This is a genomic window from Sphingomicrobium sp., assembly GCA_036563485.1.
Lineage (GTDB): Bacteria > Pseudomonadota > Alphaproteobacteria > Sphingomonadales > Sphingomonadaceae > Sphingomicrobium.
The window spans coordinates 22,063-41,186 of record DATCMI010000001.1 but is presented as its reverse complement, the minus strand read 5'-3'; the positions used below and the strand labels follow the sequence as shown (position 1 = coordinate 41,186).

At 65.5% G+C, this 19,124-nt stretch carries 23 protein-coding genes and 1 pseudogene; 19 read left to right on the top strand and 5 right to left on the bottom strand.

The annotated features are described in order from the left end of the window. Positions 1-128 precede the first annotated feature (128 nt). Positions 129-458 (bottom strand): cell division protein ZapA, encoded by a 330-nt coding sequence (locus tag VIL42_00215; protein HEY8591272.1) that lies wholly within the window; start codon positions 456-458, stop codon positions 129-131. Beyond that, positions 459-635 (bottom strand): hypothetical protein, encoded by a 177-nt coding sequence (locus VIL42_00210; protein HEY8591271.1) that lies wholly within the window; start codon positions 633-635, stop codon positions 459-461. It abuts the gene before it with no gap. Between the two features lie 125 nt (positions 636-760). On the opposite strand from VIL42_00210, the gene tkt reads away from it, so the two are divergent. From tkt to VIL42_00180, 6 genes are read left to right on the top strand one after another with little or no spacing between them, the layout of a single operon-like run. After that, the gene (gene tkt / locus VIL42_00205) at positions 761-2,749 is read left to right on the top strand and encodes a transketolase (protein ID HEY8591270.1); all 1,989 of its coding nucleotides are present in this window, start codon (positions 761-763) and stop codon (positions 2,747-2,749) included. After that, a complete protein-coding gene (gap, locus tag VIL42_00200) occupies positions 2,746-3,753 on the top strand; it encodes a type I glyceraldehyde-3-phosphate dehydrogenase (GenBank protein HEY8591269.1) in 1,008 nt (335 codons plus the stop codon). The genes tkt and gap overlap by 4 nt, the downstream gene beginning before the upstream one ends. 1 nt (position 3,754) lies before the next feature. After that, the gene (locus VIL42_00195) at positions 3,755-4,966 is read left to right on the top strand and encodes a phosphoglycerate kinase (GenBank protein ID HEY8591268.1); all 1,212 of its coding nucleotides are present in this window, start codon (positions 3,755-3,757) and stop codon (positions 4,964-4,966) included. A gap of 3 nt (positions 4,967-4,969) precedes the next feature. Then, entirely contained in the window at positions 4,970-5,869 is a 900-nt protein-coding gene (locus VIL42_00190) for a fructose bisphosphate aldolase (GenBank protein HEY8591267.1), read from the top strand. A 2-nt stretch (positions 5,870-5,871) separates the two neighbouring features. Further along, positions 5,872-6,537 carry a thiamine phosphate synthase gene (thiE, locus tag VIL42_00185; protein ID HEY8591266.1) on the top strand — a complete coding sequence of 222 codons (666 nt, stop codon included), beginning with the start codon at positions 5,872-5,874 and terminating at the stop codon, positions 6,535-6,537. A 29-nt stretch (positions 6,538-6,566) separates the two neighbouring features. Beyond that, a complete protein-coding gene (locus VIL42_00180; protein HEY8591265.1) occupies positions 6,567-6,848 on the top strand; it encodes a hypothetical protein in 282 nt (93 codons plus the stop codon). Here VIL42_00180 and VIL42_00175 read toward each other — a convergent pair. Continuing rightward, positions 6,845-7,507 carry an HAD family hydrolase gene (locus VIL42_00175; protein HEY8591264.1) on the bottom strand — a complete coding sequence of 221 codons (663 nt, stop codon included), beginning with the start codon at positions 7,505-7,507 and terminating at the stop codon, positions 6,845-6,847. The genes VIL42_00180 and VIL42_00175 overlap by 4 nt on opposite strands. A gap of 22 nt (positions 7,508-7,529) precedes the next feature. Next, positions 7,530-8,285 carry a DUF72 domain-containing protein gene (locus VIL42_00170; GenBank protein HEY8591263.1) on the bottom strand — a complete coding sequence of 252 codons (756 nt, stop codon included), beginning with the start codon at positions 8,283-8,285 and terminating at the stop codon, positions 7,530-7,532. 44 nt (positions 8,286-8,329) lie between these two features. On the opposite strand from VIL42_00170, the gene VIL42_00165 reads away from it, so the two are divergent. The 3 genes from VIL42_00165 to VIL42_00155 all read left to right on the top strand — a co-directional run bounded on the left by VIL42_00165 (position 8,330) and on the right by VIL42_00155 (position 10,473). Beyond that, positions 8,330-8,971, top strand: coding sequence for a M23 family metallopeptidase (locus tag VIL42_00165; GenBank protein HEY8591262.1), 642 nt, complete (start codon positions 8,330-8,332; stop codon positions 8,969-8,971). A gap of 41 nt (positions 8,972-9,012) precedes the next feature. Further along, the gene (efp, locus tag VIL42_00160) at positions 9,013-9,576 is read left to right on the top strand and encodes an elongation factor P (protein HEY8591261.1); all 564 of its coding nucleotides are present in this window, start codon (positions 9,013-9,015) and stop codon (positions 9,574-9,576) included. 84 nt (positions 9,577-9,660) lie between these two features. After that, entirely contained in the window at positions 9,661-10,473 is an 813-nt protein-coding gene (locus VIL42_00155) for an inositol monophosphatase family protein (GenBank protein HEY8591260.1), read from the top strand. Here VIL42_00155 and VIL42_00150 read toward each other — a convergent pair. Then, positions 10,420-11,244, bottom strand: a complete 825-nt coding sequence (locus tag VIL42_00150) for an aminotransferase class I/II-fold pyridoxal phosphate-dependent enzyme (protein ID HEY8591259.1) — start codon at positions 11,242-11,244, stop codon at positions 10,420-10,422. The genes VIL42_00155 and VIL42_00150 overlap by 54 nt on opposite strands. 212 nt (positions 11,245-11,456) lie before the next feature. On the opposite strand from VIL42_00150, the gene ndhC reads away from it, so the two are divergent. The 10 genes and pseudogenes from ndhC to nuoG all read left to right on the top strand — a co-directional run bounded on the left by ndhC (position 11,457) and on the right by nuoG (position 19,117). Further along, a complete protein-coding gene (ndhC, locus tag VIL42_00145; GenBank protein ID HEY8591258.1) occupies positions 11,457-11,789 on the top strand; it encodes an NADH-quinone oxidoreductase subunit A in 333 nt (110 codons plus the stop codon). Positions 11,790-11,899: 110 nt separating this feature from the next. Further along, positions 11,900-12,361, top strand: a pseudogene (locus VIL42_00140) (NADH-quinone oxidoreductase subunit B family protein). Between the two features lie 32 nt (positions 12,362-12,393). After that, the gene (locus tag VIL42_00135; GenBank protein ID HEY8591257.1) at positions 12,394-13,257 is read left to right on the top strand and encodes an NADH-quinone oxidoreductase subunit C; all 864 of its coding nucleotides are present in this window, start codon (positions 12,394-12,396) and stop codon (positions 13,255-13,257) included. Continuing rightward, positions 13,254-14,543 (top strand): NADH-quinone oxidoreductase subunit D, encoded by a 1,290-nt coding sequence (locus tag VIL42_00130; GenBank protein ID HEY8591256.1) that lies wholly within the window; start codon positions 13,254-13,256, stop codon positions 14,541-14,543. The genes VIL42_00135 and VIL42_00130 overlap by 4 nt, the downstream gene beginning before the upstream one ends. Beyond that, on the top strand, positions 14,540-14,821 hold the full coding sequence (locus VIL42_00125) for a hypothetical protein (GenBank protein ID HEY8591255.1): 282 nt from the start codon (positions 14,540-14,542) through the stop codon (positions 14,819-14,821). The genes VIL42_00130 and VIL42_00125 overlap by 4 nt, the downstream gene beginning before the upstream one ends. Then, the gene (locus VIL42_00120; GenBank protein HEY8591254.1) at positions 14,821-15,513 is read left to right on the top strand and encodes an NAD(P)H-dependent oxidoreductase subunit E; all 693 of its coding nucleotides are present in this window, start codon (positions 14,821-14,823) and stop codon (positions 15,511-15,513) included. Before VIL42_00125 ends, VIL42_00120 begins: the two co-directional genes overlap by 1 nt. Next, complete coding sequence (locus VIL42_00115; protein HEY8591253.1) at positions 15,510-15,674, top strand: hypothetical protein; 165 nt, start codon at positions 15,510-15,512, stop codon at positions 15,672-15,674. Before VIL42_00120 ends, VIL42_00115 begins: the two co-directional genes overlap by 4 nt. Further along, positions 15,674-16,984, top strand: a complete 1,311-nt coding sequence (gene nuoF, locus VIL42_00110; protein ID HEY8591252.1) for an NADH-quinone oxidoreductase subunit NuoF — start codon at positions 15,674-15,676, stop codon at positions 16,982-16,984. Before VIL42_00115 ends, nuoF begins: the two co-directional genes overlap by 1 nt. Beyond that, complete coding sequence (locus VIL42_00105; protein ID HEY8591251.1) at positions 16,981-17,115, top strand: hypothetical protein; 135 nt, start codon at positions 16,981-16,983, stop codon at positions 17,113-17,115. The genes nuoF and VIL42_00105 overlap by 4 nt, the downstream gene beginning before the upstream one ends. After that, positions 17,108-19,117 carry an NADH-quinone oxidoreductase subunit NuoG gene (nuoG, locus tag VIL42_00100; GenBank protein ID HEY8591250.1) on the top strand — a complete coding sequence of 670 codons (2,010 nt, stop codon included), beginning with the start codon at positions 17,108-17,110 and terminating at the stop codon, positions 19,115-19,117. Before VIL42_00105 ends, nuoG begins: the two co-directional genes overlap by 8 nt. Positions 19,118-19,124 lie beyond the last annotated feature (7 nt).

Here is a 19,124-nt window from a genome sequence, read left to right as displayed (position 1 = left end):
ACGCCCAAACGTCAGGTGGGCACCGTGTGATCCAGACCAGGGTCCGAGCAGGGACAGCTCCCAATAGGATTGAATAGCCTCAGGGATTTTCCAAAGGCGCGCACCGGGTAGTGCCCGTCACGGCTTACTTAGGGATTCGCCGCCTCATTCTCAAGCTGCGCGGCAAGCGATTCGAGCCGGACGGCGAGCCGTTCGGCGCGTTCGGCGAGCATCGGGTCGGGGCCCGACGGCAGCGCCGCGGCAGCGGCCTCGGGTCCCTTGTCGATCAGCTGGTCGGCCAGCAGCAGCGACGCGAACAGGAATTGCCGCGCCTCGCTGAGCGTGCCCAAGCCGGCGAGCGCTTCGCGGCTTTTGCCGTCGACGAGGCGCGCCGCGGAGCGCAGATTCTCTTCCTCGCCCTCGCGGCACGCGACCTGATAGGTGCGCCCGGCGATCGTCAGGTCGACCATCGCCGCCATCTAGGCCGCCGCCTCGCGGATCAGCTCGTCCAGTTCCTCGACAACTTCGCGGACCTTGGCCCGGAGCTCTTCGTCGCGCGCAGGGGCGGGCGGCGGGCGATTGGCAAGGGCACGCTGAATGCGTTCCACTGCTCGCTCGGCCCGCTCAAGGGCCGCGGAAATGCCGCCGTCGTCCATGGATCATGGCGACTACGCAAAGTGCCGCGGAGCCGCAAGCATTGACGCTGAACGGCTCACCGGACAAAGGGCGCAGGTCGGCCCGGTTCCCCGGGCATGAACCCATTCCCGCACGCGGAGCCTTGATGCAGCCCTCCGACCGCAGTCTCGCCAATGCCATCCGCGCCCTTGCGATGGACGCCGTCGAAACTGCCAACAGCGGCCATCCCGGAATGCCGATGGGCATGGCCGATGCCGCCACGGCCTTGTTCACCCGGCACCTGAAGTTCGACGCCGCCGATCCAAACTGGCCCGACCGGGACCGCTTCATCCTGTCCGCTGGTCATGGCTCGATGCTGATCTACGCGCTACTCTACCTCACCGGGTACGAGCGACCCACGATGGAAGACATCAAGCGCTTCCGCCAGTTGGGCAGCCCGACGGCCGGGCACCCGGAGAATTTCGAGCTGCCCGGCGTCGAGGTCACGACTGGCCCGCTCGGCCAGGGTCTCGCGATGGCGGTCGGCATGGCGATGGCGGAGCGCCACCTCAACGCCATCTACGGCGACGACCTCGTCGACCACCGCACCTTCGTCATCGCCGGCGACGGCGACCTGATGGAAGGCGTCAATCATGAGGCGGCGGGGCTTGCCGGCAACCTCCAGCTTGGCCGCCTGATCGTCCTGTGGGACGACAATGAAATCACCATCGACGGCTCGACCGAACTGTCGCGCAACGAGGATGTGGTCGCCCGGCACGAAGCGATGGGCTGGCACACCTGCGCCTGCGACGGGCTCGACGCCGACGACGTGAGCCGCGCGATTGAGGAGGCGCTCGCTGATCCCCGCCCGAGCCTGATCCGCTGCAAGACCATCATCGGTTACGGCGCCCCGAACAAGCAAGGCACGTCGGCGACGCACGGCGCCGCGCTCGGCAAGGACGAAGTCGAGGCAGCGCGCGCAGGCCTCGGCCTTGCGCCGGAAGAGTTCACCGTGCCGGACGACGTGCTGACGGCATGGCGCGCGGCAGGCAAGCGCGGCTCCATCGACCATGCGCTATGGAAGGAGCGGCTCGAAGCCAGCGACCGCAAGCTCGACTTCGAACGGCGCCTCAACGGCAAGGTCCATGACGGCTGGCTCCGGCCCTATGTCCAGAAGCTGATCGCTGATCTGAAGCCGGTCGCCACCCGCAAGGCATCCGAAATGGCGCTGGAGGCGATCAACAGCGCCATTCCGGAAACCATCGGCGGCTCGGCCGACCTTACCGGATCGAACAACACCAAGACCAAGAACCAGCAGCCGCTGACTGCCGACAATTACGCCGGCCGCTACGTTTACTACGGCATCCGCGAGTTCGGCATGGCCGCGGCGATGAACGGCATGGCGCTTCACGGCGGCGTCATTCCTTACGGCGGGACCTTCCTGGTCTTCACCGATTATTGCCGCCCGGCGATCCGCCTTTCGGCGCTGCAGCGTGCACGAGTCATTTACGTGATGACGCACGACAGCATCGGGCTCGGCGAAGACGGCCCGACCCACCAGCCGATCGAGCATCTCCAGAGCCTGCGCGCGATGCCGGGCCTCGAGGTGTACCGGCCGGCCGACGCGATCGAGACCGCCGAATGCTGGGCGCTCGCGCTCCAGAGCGACGGCCCTTCGGTGCTTGCGCTCAGCCGCCAGAACCTCCGCCCGGTCCGCACCGAAGCTTCAGACGAGAACCTCAGCGGCCGCGGTGCCTACCGGCTCAAGAAGGCTGAAGGCTCGCGCAAGGTCATCTTCATCGCCACGGGTTCGGAGGTGGAGATCGCGCTCGACGCAGCAGCGAAGCTTGAAGGGCAGGGCATCGGTGCCGATGTCGTCTCCATGCCGAGCATGGAGCGCTTCGACGCCCAGCCGTGGGACTATCGCGAGGACATCCTGCCCGACGTCAGCAACCGGGAGATCCTCCGCGTGTCGATCGAGGCCGGCAGCACCTTCGGCTGGGAACGCTACACCGGCCTCCATGGGCTGCGCATCGGCATCGACCGCTTCGGCGTCTCCGCTCCCGCGCCGGACGCCTATGACTATTTCGGAATCACCCCTGACAAGGTCGCCGCTCGCGTGACCGACTTCATGAAAAAACGAGGAATCCAATGACGAGAGTTGCAATCAACGGCTTCGGCCGCATCGGCCGCCTGGTCGCCCGCGCCATCCTCGAGCGTCCGGACTGTGGGCTCGAGTTGGTCAGCGTCAACGATCTCGCAGAAGCCAAGGCTAACGCCTGGCTGTTCAAGAACGACAGCGTCCACGGGAAATTCCCGGGTGAGGTCACGACCGACGGCAGCGACATCGTCGTTGACGGCAAGCGCATCCATGTGACCAAGGAACGCGATCCCGCCAACCTGCCGCATGGTGAGAACAACATCGACATCGTGCTTGAATGCACGGGCTTTTTCACCGACCGGGAAAGCGCTCAGAAGCATATCGATGCCGGCGCCAAGAAGGTGTTGATCTCCGCTCCGGCGAAGGGCGTCGACCTGACCGTCGTCTACGGCGTCAACGACGACAAGCTGCAGGCCGATCACAAGATCGTCTCCAACGCTTCGTGCACGACCAATTGCCTGGCGCCGGTCGCCAAGGTGCTGAACGACGCGATCGGGATCGAGCGCGGGCTGATGACGACCGTTCACGCCTACACCAACGACCAGAAGATCCTCGACCAGATCCACTCGGACCTGCGCCGCGCTCGCGCCGCCGCCATGTCGATCATCCCGACGACGACGGGCGCCGCTCGCGCCGTCGGCGAAGTGCTTCCGGAACTGAAGGGCAAGCTCGACGGCTCCGCGATCCGCGTTCCGGTGCCGGACGTCAGCCTCGTCGACCTGACCTTCACGCCCAAGCGCGACACCACCCGCGACGAGGTCAATCAAATCCTCAAGGACGCGTCGGAAAGCGGCCGCCTCGCCGGCATCCTCGACTATACCGATGAGCCGGTCGTCTCGATCGACCTCATGCACACGCCGGCAAGCTCGACCGTCGACAGCCTCGAAACGGCGGTGCTCGAAGGCAAGCTGGTCCGTGTCGTCAGCTGGTACGACAATGAATGGGGCTTTTCGAACCGCATGGTCGATACCGCCCACAAGATGGGCCAGCTCGGCTAAGGTGAGCGCCGCCTTCAAGACTCTCGACGACTTGCCGGAGGACCTGACCGGCAAGAAAGTGCTGGTCCGGGTCGACCTCAACGTGCCGATGGAGGGCGCGCGGGTCACGGACGATACCCGGCTGCGGGCGATGCTGCCGACGGTGCTGGAGCTGAGCGACCGCGGAGCCATCGTCCTATTGCTCGCCCATTTCGGTCGGCCGAAGGGCGAAGTCCGGCCAGACATGTCGACGGCGCAGCTGGTGATGCCGGTGCACCGCCTTGCCGGCCGTTCCGTGCGGTTCGTGGAAGATTGCCAGGGGCCGGAAGCGCAGCGGGCGATCTCGACCATGCTGCCTGGCAATATCGGCATCCTCGAAAATACCCGCTTCCATGTCGGCGAGGAAAAGAACGACCCGGATCTCGCCAAGGGAATGGCGGCGCTCGGGGATTATTATGTCGACGACGCCTTCTCGGCCGCGCATCGCGCCCATGCGTCGACCGAGGGGATCACTCACCATCTCCCGAGCTTCGCGGGCCGGGCGATGGAAGCCGAGCTGAAGGCGCTGGAGCGCGCGCTCGGCAACCCCGAGCGGCCGGTCGCGGCCGGCGTCGGCGGCGCCAAGGTTTCGACCAAGCTCGCCGTGCTCGGGCACCTGGTTGGCAAGGTCGATCACCTGATCATCGGCGGCGGCATGGCCAACACCTTCCTCGCGGCGCGGGGCGTCGATGTCGGCAAGTCGCTGTGCGAGCACGACCTTACCGGCGAGGCTAACGCGATCTTCGACAAGGCCGACCAGGCGGGCTGCACCATCCACCTGCCGTACGATGTCGTGGTCGCCAAGGAATTCGCGCCCAACCCCCCGAGCGTCCGCACCTGCAACGTCCACGAGGTCGCGGCGGACGAGATGATCCTCGACGTCGGCCCTGCAGCGGTCGAAGCGCTCGCCGACGTGCTGAAGAATTGTCGCACGCTCGTTTGGAACGGCCCGCTTGGCGCGTTCGAGACGCCGCCGTTCGACGAAGCGACAATTGCCCTCGCAAAGACGGCGGCAGCGCTGACCCGCGACGGCTCGCTGGTTTCGGTCGCCGGCGGCGGTGACACGGTCGCCGCGCTGAACCATGCCGGCGTCGCGCAAGATTTCACCTTCGTCTCCACCGCCGGTGGAGCGTTTCTCGAATGGATGGAGGGCCGCGTGCTTCCCGGCGTCGCCGCTCTCGAACGACAGGGGTAGATAATGAACGAAGCTCAAATGACCGCAAAGATGGAACAGGGCGACGGCTTCATCGCCGCGCTCGACCAGTCGGGCGGCTCCACGCCGAAGGCGCTCAAGGGCTATGGGATCGAAGATGGCGCTTGGTCGAACGATGAGGAGATGTTCGGCCTGATCCACCAGATGCGCGAGCGGATCATCAGCGCCCCTTGCTTCGGGTCCGGCAAGGTCATCGGCGCGATCCTCTTCGAACGCACCATGGATGGACAGATCGGCGGCAAGCCCACGCCCCAGGCGCTGATCGAGCAGGGCGTCGTCCCCTTCATCAAGATCGACAAGGGCCTCGAAGAGGAAAGCAATGGCGTCCAGTTGATGAAGGACATGCCGGACCTCGACGCCTTGCTCGAGCGCGCCAAAGCGCTCGGCGTATTCGGGACGAAGGAGCGTTCGGTCATCAACGTCGCCAATCCCGAGGGGATCGCCGCCATTGTTCGGCAGCAGTTCGATGTCGCCCGCCAGGTGCTCGCCCACGGCATGATGCCGATCATCGAGCCGGAGGTGAACATCAAGAGCCCGTCGCGCGACCAGGCCGACCGCATCCTGCTTGAAGAGCTCACCAACGCGCTCGACGCTCTCCACGAAGGCGAACGCGTGATGCTGAAGCTCTCGATCCCGGCGCAGGCCGGTCTGTTCCAGCCGCTCGTCGAGCATCCGAACGTGCTGCGCGTCGTCGCCTTGTCAGGCGGCTTCAGCCGCGAGGAGGCTTGCCGCGAGCTCGCGCGGAACCCGGGCATGATCGCCAGCTTCAGCCGCGCGCTCCTTTCGGACCTCCGCCACCAGCAGAGCGACGAGGAGTTCAACAGCACGCTCGGCACCGCGATCGACGAGATCTACGACGCCTCGACCGCGCGGGTGCCCGCCTGACCTTGGACGAAGCCGAATACGACCCGCTCGACTTTCCGCCTCCGCAGCGGAGCGAGCCGGCGAAGCTGTACCTGATCAGCCCGCAGGAGGTCGGAGGCACATTTTCCGACCGCCTGCGCGCCGCGCTGGAGCCCGGAATTGCCGCCGCCTTCCAGCTGCGGGTCAAGGATGTGGACGAGCACAGCCTCGCTCGCCTTGCCGAGCCGTTGCAGCGCATCTGCGCCGATGCGGACGTCGCCTTCATCGTCAATGACAGCGTCAGCCTGGCCAAGCGGCTGGGCGCCGACGGCGTTCACCTCGGTCAGACTGACGGCGACATTCGCGAAGCGCGCACCGCACTCGGCCCTTCGGCGCAGATCGGCCGCACCTGCCACGACAGCCGCCACCTGGCGATGGAGGCGGGTGAAGCGGGTGCCGACTATGTCGCGTTCGGCGCTTTCTATCCGACAACGACGAAGCCCTCCGATTACCGGCCGGACCCATCGATCCTCAGCTGGTGGGCAAGCCTGTTCGAGATTCCCTGTGTCGCGATCGGCGGCATCACCGCCGACAATGCGAGGCCGCTCGTCGAAGCTGGCGCCGACTTCCTCGCCGTGTGCCAGGCAGTGTGGGGTGCTGATGACCTCGCCGCCGCGGTCAGGGCCTTTTCGGAGCCTCTGGCCGTCTAATCGGTTCTCGCTTCAGAAGGAGCGAGATCATGGCTGACGAAAAGCAGGCGATGCCTGCCGATGGAAGCGACGGCACCGGTAGGGACGTGGCGCAAGACAAGGATCCGGCGACCGCCGGTCGCCCGGACATGCAGTCCAATGGCGGTCAATCAGGTGGCGGCGCTTACCCGAACCCGCACAGCAGCGGTGGTGACGACGAAGACGACACCGGCTTTCACGGCGGGCAGTCCACTGCCGGCTATTATGGAAAAGGCCAGTTGGGCTCGAAGGATGTCGGCGAAAGCCACAACGCAGTCACCGACGAAGACTAACGGCAGATCGGCGATTCGCTGAAATCCGCGAGGAGGTCGGCGACATCCTCGTAGACGGCGACCGGCTCTTCGGCCCGAAGCTCCTGTTCCGGGAACTTGCCCGACAGCAGGGCGACCGTGTCGACGCCGGACCTACGCGCGGCGATGATGTCGTACGGCGTGTCCCCGACGACCAAGGCGTCGCCCGGCGCGACCTCCGCCTTGGTCACCGCGGCTTCGAATATGTCGGGGCAGGGCTTGGAATGCTCGACATCGTCTTTGCTGGTCGCGCCATCGATGATGTCGCCGGCGTCGAGCAGGCGAACGTAGTGGTCGAGTTCGTCGCCGGACGCCGAGCTGGCGAGCAGGACCTTCATCCCCGCATCCTTCGACTTCACCAGCAGGTCGCGTGCGCCGGGGAAGGGGGTGACCTGGCCGATGTACCGTTCCTTGTAGATCGTAGAATGAGCGTCCTTCAGCCGCTCCTGCACGTCGTCGGGAGCGTCGGGCACCAGGCTGGGAATGAAATTGTCCGCGCCCTTGCCGATATGGTGGTGAATGGTCGCGCGGTCGAAGTGGTACCCTTCTCCGGCGAAGGCTTCGCACCAGGCGGCGACATGGGCGTCGTTGCTGTCGACGAGCGTCCCGTCGATATCGAAGAGGATGGCTTGCTTGGGCATGGCCGCTGAACGCGACCGCCGGTCAGCGGTTCATTTGCCCGACCATACTTTTAAGCGTCTGCGCGTCGTGGATGGCGTGGCCATGGATGTCGTTGTTGAAATAGCACCATGAGGTGCGGCCCTGCCGCGCCTGGTCGACCAGCCAGTCGGTCCAGCCGAGCAGCCCTTCGTCCGAATAGCGGCCCCAATATTTTCCTTCGCCGCCGTGGAAGCGGACATAGGCGATCGGTCCTACGGCAATGCGCTCGCTGGTCGAGCCCGGCATGTCGTGGACGCAGAAGCTCGCGCCGTAGCGGTCGAGAAGCTCGTAGGTCCCCGGCACGTACCAACTCGTGTTCCGGAACTCGAAGACGTTGGTCACGTCCTTGGGCACGATCTTCAGGAAGCTTTCGAGCCGCTCGAGATTGAGGTTCATCTTCGGCGGCAGCTGGTACAGCATCGGCCCGAGCCGGTCGCCGAGATGGCGCACCGCGTCCATCATCCGCTCCAGCGGCTCCTCGCAATCCTTGAGCTTTTTGGCCTGCGTGAGGAAGCGGTTCGCCTTGACCGTGTAGCAGAAGCCCGGCGGCGCCTGCTTGCGCCATTTGTCGAACGTCTCCGGCTTCGGAAGCATGTAGAAGCTGTTGTTGATCTCGACCGTGTCGAACTCCTGCGCATAGCGGTCGAACCAGCGGGTCTGCGGCAAGCCCTTGGGGTAAAGGATGTCGCGCCAGTGCTTGTACACCCAGCCCGAGCAGCCGATGCGGATGTCGCCGCGGGATACGATTGTTCGGTCCATCGTTGCACCTCAACAACGTTGACTGGAGAGGGTTGCGAACACCGATGGGGAAAGTCGGGGCGACGGCGCTGTTCACTGCGGTCCTCACCGCCGTCATCACCAGCGCCTTCTGGATCTGGTTCTATAATTTCGTGCCGAACGGCGAGCCGAACGGGCGGGTTGCGCCGGCCGGGGAGGTCAAAACCGTTAATCCCGCGAACGGCGGACCTGTGGCGATTGCCGAAAGCGTCGAGGTCGGGCCGGCGGGTCTCGCGATCCCCGTGGCGGGCATCAAGGCGGGACAACTGACCGACACCTTCACCCAGGCCCGTGCCGGCGGCGCACGCCGTCATGACGCCATCGATATCATGGCAGCCGAAGGAACGCCGGTCATTGCTGCCGCCGACGGTACCGTCGAAAAGCTGTTCAACAGCGCGCAAGGCGGCATCACCGCTTATGTTCGGTCGCCCGACAGGCGCTGGACCTATTATTACGCGCACCTGCAAAGCTATGCTCCGGGGCTCAAGGAGGGAGGGCAGGTTCGCCGCGGCCAGCCGCTCGGCCGCGTCGGCCATACCGGCAACGCCAATCCTGCGGGTCCCCACCTCCATTTCGCAATCAACCAAATGCAGCCGAGCGAACGCTGGTGGAATGGCACGCCCGTCAATCCATACCCGCTGCTTGCCGGTAAGAAGGCCAGCGGCTAGAGCGCGCCGGCTCTTTTACAAACTCATCACACGAGACCGGCATGAAAATCAGCGGCGTGGACATCCGTCCCGGCAACATCATCGAATATGAAGGCGGCATCTGGCGCGCGGTGAAGATCCAGCACACCCAGCCGGGCAAGGGCGGCGCCTACATGCAGGTTGAGATGAAGAACCTCATCGACGGCCGCAAGACCAACGTCCGCTTCCGCTCCGCCGAGACCGTCGAGCGTGTCCGCCTCGACACCAAGGACTTCCAGTTCCTGTTCAAGGACGGCGACATGCTGACCTTCATGGACAAGGACAATTACGAGCAGATCAGCCTTCCCGCCGACCTCCTCGGCGAAGCCGGCGACTTCCTTCAGGACGGCATGGACGTGGTGATGGAGCTCTACAACGAGAAGCCGATCAGCGTTCAGCTGCCCGATACGATCGAAGCGACGATCGTCGAGGCCGACGCGGTGGTGAAGGGCCAGACGGCAAGCTCCAGCTACAAGCCGGCAGTGCTCGACAATGGCGTCCGCGTCATGGTCCCGCCGCACGTCAGCAGCGGAACGAGGATCGTGGTCGACGTTTACGAGCGCACCTACGTCCGTCGCGCCGACTGACCGGTAACCCTGCGCTCCCCCTGAGCTTGTCGAAGGGTGAGCGCTCGCATTTCGACAAGCTCAATGTGAGCGCGAGGTAGTTCTTTGGTTTCGCATTCCGGCCTGATCACCGTCATGGACCGCGCCGCCCGCAAGGCGGCGCCGCGGCTGCGCCGCGACTTCGGCGAAGTCGCGCAGCTGCAGGTCAGCCGCAAGGGTCCGGCCGACTTCGTCTCAATGGCCGACAAGCGCGCCGAACAGACGATCGTTGAAGAGCTCCGCTACGCGCGGCCCGACTGGGGCATGCTGCTCGAGGAAGGCGGCGAGGTCGAAGGCAACCCCGCGAAGCCGCGCTGGATCGTCGATCCGCTGGATGGGACCAGCAACTTCCTTCACGGAATCCCGCACTTCTCCATCTCTATCGCGGTCGAGGAGAAGCGTCCGGACGGACGCGCCGAAATCACGCATGCGCTCGTCTACCAGCCGCTGACCGACGAAAGCTTCTGGGCCGAAAAGGGCAGGGGCGCCTGGCTTCACGACGCGCGGCTGCGGGTCTCCGCCCGCCGCGACCTTGCCGACTGCCTGATCGGCACCGGCATTCCGTTCCTGGGCCGCGGCGATGCCGCCAAATGGGCGAAGATCTATGCTGCTGTCGGTCCGCAAGTCGCCGGCATCCGCCGCTTCGGTTCGGCAGCGCTCGACCTCGCCTGGGTCGCTGCAGGCCGGATGGACGGCTTCTGGGAAGAAAACCTCGACATCTGGGACGCGGCCGCGGGCGTGCTCCTGGTCAAGGAAGCCGGCGGCTTCGTCACCGACTATCGCGGCTCCGACCGCTCGTTCGAGCGCGCGGAATATGTCGCCGGCTCAGCGGCGATCCATTCCAAGCTCCAAAAGCTCGTCGCGGGCGCCCTGCGCTAGGCGCGCGGGCGGACGCTGACCTGCGCAAAGGAGGCCGGCTCCGATCCGAGCTCCTCGGCGATGATGTCGAGAAGCCGCGCCCGGACGAGCTGGCGGTTGCCTGAATCCACGGCCGCCTTGCAGCAGCCCGCCTTCGCCGGCGGTCGAGATGATCTTGTCCTGGCAGAAGGACCAGGCGGCTGCATCGCCGAAATTGCCGACGCTCGTCCCGCCGATCTCCGCGCCATGCGCTTGGGCGCAGTCTTCAATCACCTTGATGTCGCGACCGGCGACAGCGTCGACGATGCCGGGCACATCAGCCGGCCACCCCGCGAGGTGGACCGGAATCACGGCGCGGGTGCGGTCGGTCAGGACCGCGGCGACGGACTGCGGCGTGATGTTGCCGCTGTCCGGGTCGACGTCGGCGAACACGGGTGTCGCTCCGGCCAGCCGCACGCACGACACCGAAGCGACGAACGAGCGGGGCGAGACGATGACCTCGTCACCGGGGCCGATGCCGAACGCGCGCAGTGCCAAGTCCAATGCCACCGAGCCGTTCGCGAGCGCGATCGCGCGGCCGCCGCCGAACCGCTCCTCAAACGCCTGTTCGAAGGCGAAGACCTCTGGCCCGGTCCACTGGTTGACCTTGCCCGACTGGAGCATGGCGACCACGGACGCGATCTCGTCCTCGGCATAGAAGGGCCAGCGCTCGTCAGGCCTCGGCGACAGGTCAGGCCGAGCTTCTTCCGCTTCGCTGAGCGGGAATGATGCTGCTGGTGCCGAATTTTCCATCCGGTTCGAACCTAAGCAGGATTGCCCTCTGTGCGGAAGAGCCGGGATGGTTCCGGCGCTTCCTGACGAAAAGGCCGTCTACACCCATAAGGAGACGGTTGCGAGGCGTGGGCTCGTGGCCTAAAGCGCCGCCAAGTTTCCCGCCTACCCACCTTTGGAGTTCCCGCTTGGCAAGCGTCGCCGCCGGCTACCTGCCGATCCTGCTGTTCCTGATGATCGCGCTTGGTCTGTCAGTCGCCTTCGTGGTGCTGCCAATGATCGTCGCGCGGTTCACCGGTGCGCACCGTCCGGACCCCCAGAAGCTCAGCGAATATGAATGCGGCTTCCCCGCGTTCGAGGACGCTCGGGCCGAGTTCGACGTGCGCTTCTACCTCGTCGCGATCCTCTTCATCGTCTTCGACCTCGAAGCGGCGTTCCTCTTCCCCTGGGCGGTCAGCCTCGACTTCACGCAGTGGAGTGGCTGGACCGGGATGATCGTCTTCCTGGCCGAGCTGGGACTTGGCCTTGCATATGCGTGGAAGAAGGGAGCGCTCGAATGGGAGTGATGCTCCGCGGTCCCGAGGACCGGATGCCGACCGAGGAAGAACTCGCGCGGCTCGCCGGGCTCGTGCCGGGCGATGTGGATCGCCAGCAGCTCGAAGTGCTTCAGCAGTCGCTGAACGAAAAGGGCTTCATGGTCACGACCGCGGAGGACCTGTTCACCTGGGCCCGGACGGGCTCGCTATGGTGGATGACCTTCGGGCTCGCCTGCTGCGCGGTCGAGATGATCCATGTGAACATGCCGCGCTATGACCTTGAAAGATTTGGCGTCGCGCCGCGCGCTTCGCCCCGCCAGTCGGACGTGATGATCGTCGCCGGCACCTTGTGCAACAAGATGGCTCCGGCGCTCCGCCGCGTCTACGACCAGATGAGCGAGCCGCGCTACGTCATCTCCATGGGCAGCTGCGCCAATGGCGGCGGCTATTACCATTACAGCTATTCGGTGGTGCGCGGCTGCGACCGCATCGTGCCCGTCGACATCTATGTTCCCGGCTGTCCGCCCACCGCTGAGGCGCTTCTCTATGGCGTGATGCAGCTTCAGCGGAAGATCCGCCGCGAAGGGACCATCGAGCGCTAATGGCCACCAGGCTTGCTCCGCACGTGCCGACCATGGCGCCGAACGACGGCGTCATCGAGGCTGCGCGCGCCGCGCTGGGGGACATCATCCTCGAGGCGACGGACGCCGTCGGCGAAGTGACGCTGACCGTAAGACGCGAGAGCGTCGTCGAGGCGTGCCGGCTCCTCCGCGACACGCCGGGCCTCGAATATCAGCAGCTGATGGACATCGCCGGCGCCGATTACCCCGAGCGCGCGGAGCGGTTCGACGTCAATTACCACTTGCTCTCGCTGACGAAGAACCGCCGCATCCGCGTCAAGGTCATGACGGACGAGCAGACGCCGGTGCCGAGCATCGTCGAGCTGTGGCCGGTGGTCGGCTGGTTCGAGCGCGAGGCGTTCGACATGTACGGCATCTATTTCGACGGCAATGCCGACCTTCGCCGGATCCTCACCGATTATGGTTTCGAGGGCTTCCCCTTCCGCAAGGACTTCCCGCTGACCGGCCATGTCGAGATGCGCTATTCGGAAGCCGAGAAGCGCGTCGTGTACGAGCCGGTGGCGCTGCCGCAGGATTTCCGCACCTTCGACTTCCTGATGCCCTGGCAAGGCCCGGAATATAAGCTGCCGGGCGACGAAAAGGCTGAGCCGCAGGCGGCAGGCGCGCCGACGCCTGCGCCGGCGACGGGGGAACCGCCGAAGGTGCAGGCCAAGTCGCCTGAAGCGAAGGGCGACCGTGCGAAGCCCTACGCGACCGACAATGAGGACGTCGCCCAGAAGGGTGCCGCCGAAGCGCAGGCGGAAGCCCGCAAGTCGTCCAAGGCCAAGGCAGAGAAAGAAGTGCTGAAGCGGGAAGCGGGGCCGGAGCCGAAGCCCAAGTCCGCCGGACGTCCGCGTAAGGGCGGAGGACCGGCATGAGCGACGTGCGCAGCGACATGATCGACGAGGAAACGCGCGAAAAGAATATCCGCAAGGTTGAGGTTAGCGTCGGAGCCGGCGGCGAGGGGAGCGACCTGTCGGAAGGCGGCGGCGGCGACCACGGCGCCGGCAACTACACCATCAACTTCGGGCCGCAGCATCCGGCGGCGCACGGCGTCCTTCGTCTGATCCTCGAGCTTGACGGCGAGGTCGTCGAGCGCGTCGACCCGCATATCGGCCTGCTTCACCGCGGCACCGAAAAGTTCTGCGAGTACAAGACCTACACGCAAGCGATCCCCTATTTCGACCGGCTCGATTATTGCTCGCCGATGTGCATGGAGCACACGTTCGTGCTGGCCATCGAAAAGCTGCTCGGGCTCGAGGTGCCGATCCGCGCTCAGTACATCCGCACGATGATGGCGGAGCTGACACGCATCAAGAACCACATGCTGAACCTTGGCAGCCACATCATGGACGTCGGCGCAATGACGCCGAACCTGTGGCTGTTCGAGATCCGCGAAGACCTGATGCAGATCTACGAGCATGTGTCCGGCGCCCGGATGCACGCGAATTATTTCCGCGTCGGCGGAGTCCGCGAGGACATTCCGCCCGCCGTGCTCAACAAGATCGGTGAGTTCCTCGACAATCGCATGCAGATTTTCGAGGACGCGATCAGCCTCGTTGCCGACAACCGCATCTTCAAGCAGCGCAACGTCGACATCGGCGTCGTCAGCAAGGAAGATGCGATCGCCTGGGGCTTCTCCGGCCCCATGATCCGCGCGTCCGGCATTCCGTGGGACCTGCGCAAGTCGCAGCCCTACGAGGTCTACGAACGCATGGACTTCGAAGTGCCGGTCGGCACCAACGGCGACTGCTACGACCGCTTCATGGTCCGCGTCGAAGAAGTCCGGCAGAGCTGGAAGATCGCGCGGCAGTGCCTCAACGAAATGCCGGAAGGGCCGATCGGCGCCGACAGCAAGGTCTTCCCGCCGAGCCGCGGGTCGATGAAGACGTCGATGGAAGCGCTGATCCACCACTTCAAGCTCTACACGGAAGGCTTCCACGTGCCCGCAGGCGAGGTTTACGTCGCGACGGAAACGCCAAAGGGCGAGCTCGGCGTCTACCTGGTGTCCGACGGCACCAATAAGCCCTATCGCTGCAAGATCCGCCCGACCGGCTTCAGCCACCTTCAGGCGATGGACTTCATGATGAAGGGCCACATGCTCGCGGACGTCACCGCGGTGCTCTCCGCGATCGACGTCGTGTTCGGGGAGGTGGACCGGTGATCGATCGTCTCGTCGACCGCGTCGATGCCATTGCGCTCCGCTATCGCAAGGTGCTGTCCATCCTTGGCGGCATTTGGCTCGTCATCTCGTGGGCTTCAAATGCGCGCTTCATCAGCTTGCCGGAAATTCCGCTGGTGACAGGGACCAGTGGAATGGTCGCGAGCACGATCTTTGCAGCACTGTGGTGGAGTTGGCTCAATCCCCGGGTCCAGCAGCGGCGCTCGGCGCGAGAGGCCCAGGCCACGACGGAGATCAGCAAGGCAGAGGTGGCGCACTGATGGCCGGTCAGGCAGGCATTCTCGACAGCCCCGAGCAGCGCGCCGAATGGGAAGGGTTCGCCTGGACCTCGGCCAATGCGAAGCTCGCGCGCGAAATCATGGGCCGCTACCCGGAAGGCCGTCAGGTCTCGGCGGTGATCCCGCTGCTCGACCTCGCCCAGCGGCAGGTCGGCGAGCAGACGAACACCCAAGGCTGGCTCCCGATCCCGGTGATGGAGTTCGTCGCGAAGGAACTCGGCACCAGCTATATGCGCGTGCTCGAGGTCGCGACCTTCTACACAATGTTCAACCTGGCGCCCGTGGGCCGCTACCATGTGCAGGTATGCGGCACGACGCCGTGCATGCTCCGCGGCTCCGACGACGTGCTCCAGGCCTGCTACAAGCGCGGGCTGAAGAAGGGTTACACGACCGAGGACGGGCTGTTCACTTTGACGGAGGTCGAGTGCCTCGGCGCCTGCGCCAACGCGCCGATGGTCCAGATCAACGACGATAATTTCGAGGACCTGACCGAAGAGAGCATGGGTGCGGTCCTCGACGGGCTCGCCGCCGGCAAGTCGCCGAAGGCGGGCCCGCAGGTCGATCGCCAGACCAGCTGCCCCGAAGGCGGCCCGACGACGCTCAAGAAAATGGCCGAGCGCAATTACGATTATCGCAGCCAGTGGACGGCAACCGCCGAGGAGGGCGCGCAGTGAAGGACATCGCCAAGATCGTCATTGCGATCCTGCTCGTCATCCTCGCGTGGAAGATCGTGAAGGGCGTCTTCAGCATCGTCATCACGCTCGCGGCCGTCGGCCTGCTCGTGTGGGGCGGCATGAAGCTGCTCGGCAACAACGACAGCAAGCGGATCCGCTGATGGGCTATATCGGACCGCTCAGCGACAAGGATCGCATCTTCACCAACGTCTACGGCTTCCAGGAGCCGTGGCTGAAGGCGGCGCGCGCCCGCGGTGACTGGGACGACACCGCCAAGCTGATGCAGGTCGGCCAGGACGCGATCATCGACGAGGTGAAGGCGTCGGGGCTTCGCGGCCGCGGCGGGGCCGGCTTCCCGACCGGCATGAAGTGGGGTTTCATGCCCAAGGAGCCGAAGCCGGGCAAACCAAACTTCCTGGTCATCAACGCGGACGAATCCGAGCCCGGGTCGTGCAAGGACCGGGAGATCATCCGCCACGATCCGCACAAGCTGATCGAAGGCGCGCTGATCGCCGGCTTCGCGATGCGCGCACGTGCCGGCTACATCTACATCCGCGGCGAATTCATCCAGGAATCCCGTGTCTTGGAGCGTGCCGTTGCCGAGGCATATGAGGCCGGGCTGCTGGGCAAGAATGCCGCCGGTTCGGGCTATGACTTCGACCTCTTCGTGCACCGCGGCGCGGGCGCCTACATCTGCGGCGAAGAAACGGCGATGCTCGAAAGCCTCGAAGGCAAGCAGGGCAAGCCGCGCCTGAAGCCGCCGTTCCCGGCCGGCGCCGGCCTCTACGGCTGCCCGACGACGGTCAACAATGTCGAAAGCATCGCGGTCGTTCCGACGATCCTCCGCCGCGGCGCCGCCTGGTTCGCCGGCTTCGGCCGCGAGAAGAACGAAGGCACCAAGCTGTTCCAGCTTTCGGGCCACATCAACACACCCTGCGTCGTCGAAGAGAGCATGAGCATCAGCTTCCGTGAGCTGATCGACCGCCACGGCGGCGGGATCCGCGGCGGCTGGGACAATCTCCTGTGCGTCATCCCCGGCGGATCGTCGGTGCCGCTGGTGCCGGCGCACGAGATCATCGACGCACCGATGGACTTCGACGGGCTGAAGGCGCTCGGTTCCGGCCTCGGCACCGCGGCGGTGATCGTAATGGACAAGTCCACGGACGTCGTCCGCGCGATCAGCCGCATCAGTTACTTCTACAAGCACGAGAGCTGCGGCCAGTGCACGCCTTGCCGCGAGGGCACCGGCTGGATGTGGCGGATGATGGAGCGGCTTCGCATGGGCGAAGCGACCGTCGACATGATCGACAAGCTCTATGACGTCACGAAGGAGATTGAAGGCCACACCATCTGCGCGCTCGGCGATGCCGCGGCGTGGCCGATCCAGGGCCTGATCAAGCATTTCCGTCCCGAGCTCGAGCGCCGCATCGCCGAGCGCACCGGCCGCGACATGCTGGAGGCGGCGGAATGAGCCTGCCCCTGATCGCCGGGATCTTCGTCGTGATCGTCATCGCCCTGATCGCGGCATCGCAGCGCCGCGGCCCCCGCGTGACGCAGATTACGCGCACTCGCGAGAGCGACGAGGACGACAAGAATGCCTAAGGTTACCGTCGACGGCGAAGAGATCGAGGTCCCGCAGGGCGCGACCGTGCTGCAGGCGTGCGAGCTTGCCGGCAAGGAGATCCCGCGCTTCTGCTACCATGAGCGCCTCTCGATCGCCGGCAATTGCCGCATGTGCCTGGTCGAAGTCGCGCCGGGTCCGCCCAAGCCGCAGGCGAGCTGCGCGCTTCCGGCTGCCGACGGCCAGACCATCCGCACCGACACGCCGATGGTGAAGAAGGCGCGCGAAGGGGTGATGGAGTTCCTGCTCATCAATCACCCGCTCGACTGCCCGATTTGCGACCAGGGCGGCGAATGCGACCTGCAGGACCAGGCGATGGCCTATGGCCGCAGCTTCTCGCGTTTCGACGAGAACAAGCGCGCGATCGACGACAAATATATGGGTCCGATCATCCGGACCTCGATGACGCGCTGCATTCAGTGCACGCGCTGCATCCGCTTTTCCTCCGAAGTCGCGGGCACGCCCGAAGTCGGCATGCTCTACCGCGGCGAGGACAGCCAGATCACGTCCTACCTCGAGCAGACGGTCACCACCGAACTCGCCGGCAACCTCGCCGACGTTTGCCCGGTCGGCGCGCTGCTGCAGAAGCCGCAGACGTTCGAAATGCGGCCTTGGGAGCTGCGCAAGGTGCCCGGCATCGACGTCATGGACGCGGTGGGTTCGAACATCCGCCTCGACGTTCGCCAGCGCCAGGTGATGCGCATCCTGCCGCGCATCAATGAGGACGTGAACGAGGAGTGGATCAGCGACAAGACGCGCCACCATGTCGACGCGCTCGTCCGCAACCGCCTCGACCGCCCGTGGGTGCGTGAAAAGGGCAAGCTGCGCCAGGCAAGCTGGTCCGACGCGCTGCAAATCTTCGCCAAGCGGCTGAAGAAAGCCGGCCCGAAGGTCGCGGCGATCGCCGGCGACCTGCTCGACGCGGAGACCATGTACGCGGCGAAAAAGCTGCTTCAGGGCCTCGGTTCGAACCTGATCGAAGGCCGCCAGACCGGCCTCACCTACGACACCAGCAGCCTTCCGGCGGTGGCGTTCAACTCGACCATTGCGGGCATCGAGACCGCCGATGTCGTGCTCCTGGTCGGCTCGAACATCCGCTGGGAAGCGCCGCTCATCGCCACCCGCGTTCGCAAGGTCGCACGCAAGGGCGGCAAGGTGTTCGCGATCGGGCCCGAAGTCGATCTCGCCATCGATGTCGAATGGCTGGGGGACGACCTCGGCCTGCTCGGCAACCTGCCCGAAGCGGTCACGCAGGCGTTCGCGAATGCGGAGCGTCCAGCCGTGATCGTCGGCCCCGGCGCACTTGCAGCCGGCGGCCTCGGCGCGGCGCTCGGCCTCGTCGGTCCGCTCGGGCTGATGAAGGACGGCTGGAACGGCTTCAACGTCGTCCACACCTCCGCCTCGCGCATGGCCGGCCTGATCCTTGGCTTCGCCCAGAAGGGCGGCCTTGCCGACATCGAAGCGGGCGCGCCGGAAGTCGCGATCCTGCTCGGCGCCGACGAAATGCCCGCCGACCGGCTCGGCGGCGCATTCAAGGTCTATATCGGCCATCACGGCGACGCCGGCGCGCGTCAGGCCGACCTGGTGCTGCCCGGCGCAACTTATGCCGAAAAGCACGGCACTTACGTCAATACCGAAGGCCGGGTGCAGCGCGGCGAGAAGGCAGCTTTCCCGCCAGGCGAAGCCCGCGAAGATTGGGCGATCCTGCGTGCCGTTTCGGAACTCGCGGGTGCGACCTTGCCGTTCGACAGCTTCGGGCAACTTCGCGAGCAGATGTTCGCTGAGTATCCGCAGCTCGCGCGCGAGGGCCTGATCGATCTTCAGTGGTCGGCGCCGAAGCTTCCCGCGACGGCGAGCGGCTCGATCCGCTACCCGATCGCCGACTTCTTCATGACCAACGCCATCTGCCGCGCCAGCCCGACCATGGAGCGCTGCTCGGAAGAACTGGTCCAGGGCGTCGCCTTCAAGGAGGCGGCCGAGTGACCGACTT

Coding starts and splice junctions, on each gene's coding strand:
- VIL42_00215 (HEY8591272.1), bottom strand. CDS start 458: ATGGCGGCGATGGTCGACCTGACGATCGCCGGGCGCACCTATCAGGTC.
- VIL42_00210 (HEY8591271.1), bottom strand. CDS start 635: ATGGACGACGGCGGCATTTCCGCGGCCCTTGAGCGGGCCGAGCGAGCA.
- tkt (HEY8591270.1), top strand. CDS start 761: ATGCAGCCCTCCGACCGCAGTCTCGCCAATGCCATCCGCGCCCTTGCG.
- gap (HEY8591269.1), top strand. CDS start 2,746: ATGACGAGAGTTGCAATCAACGGCTTCGGCCGCATCGGCCGCCTGGTC.
- VIL42_00190 (HEY8591267.1), top strand. CDS start 4,970: ATGAACGAAGCTCAAATGACCGCAAAGATGGAACAGGGCGACGGCTTC.
- VIL42_00180 (HEY8591265.1), top strand. CDS start 6,567: ATGGCTGACGAAAAGCAGGCGATGCCTGCCGATGGAAGCGACGGCACC.
- VIL42_00175 (HEY8591264.1), bottom strand. CDS start 7,507: ATGCCCAAGCAAGCCATCCTCTTCGATATCGACGGGACGCTCGTCGAC.
- VIL42_00170 (HEY8591263.1), bottom strand. CDS start 8,285: ATGGACCGAACAATCGTATCCCGCGGCGACATCCGCATCGGCTGCTCG.
- VIL42_00165 (HEY8591262.1), top strand. CDS start 8,330: ATGGGGAAAGTCGGGGCGACGGCGCTGTTCACTGCGGTCCTCACCGCC.
- efp (HEY8591261.1), top strand. CDS start 9,013: ATGAAAATCAGCGGCGTGGACATCCGTCCCGGCAACATCATCGAATAT.
- VIL42_00150 (HEY8591259.1), bottom strand. CDS start 11,244: ATGGAAAATTCGGCACCAGCAGCATCATTCCCGCTCAGCGAAGCGGAA.
- ndhC (HEY8591258.1), top strand. CDS start 11,457: ATGATCGCGCTTGGTCTGTCAGTCGCCTTCGTGGTGCTGCCAATGATC.
- VIL42_00135 (HEY8591257.1), top strand. CDS start 12,394: ATGGCGCCGAACGACGGCGTCATCGAGGCTGCGCGCGCCGCGCTGGGG.
- VIL42_00130 (HEY8591256.1), top strand. CDS start 13,254: ATGAGCGACGTGCGCAGCGACATGATCGACGAGGAAACGCGCGAAAAG.
- VIL42_00120 (HEY8591254.1), top strand. CDS start 14,821: ATGGCCGGTCAGGCAGGCATTCTCGACAGCCCCGAGCAGCGCGCCGAA.
- nuoF (HEY8591252.1), top strand. CDS start 15,674: ATGGGCTATATCGGACCGCTCAGCGACAAGGATCGCATCTTCACCAAC.
- VIL42_00105 (HEY8591251.1), top strand. CDS start 16,981: ATGAGCCTGCCCCTGATCGCCGGGATCTTCGTCGTGATCGTCATCGCC.
- nuoG (HEY8591250.1), top strand. CDS start 17,108: ATGCCTAAGGTTACCGTCGACGGCGAAGAGATCGAGGTCCCGCAGGGC.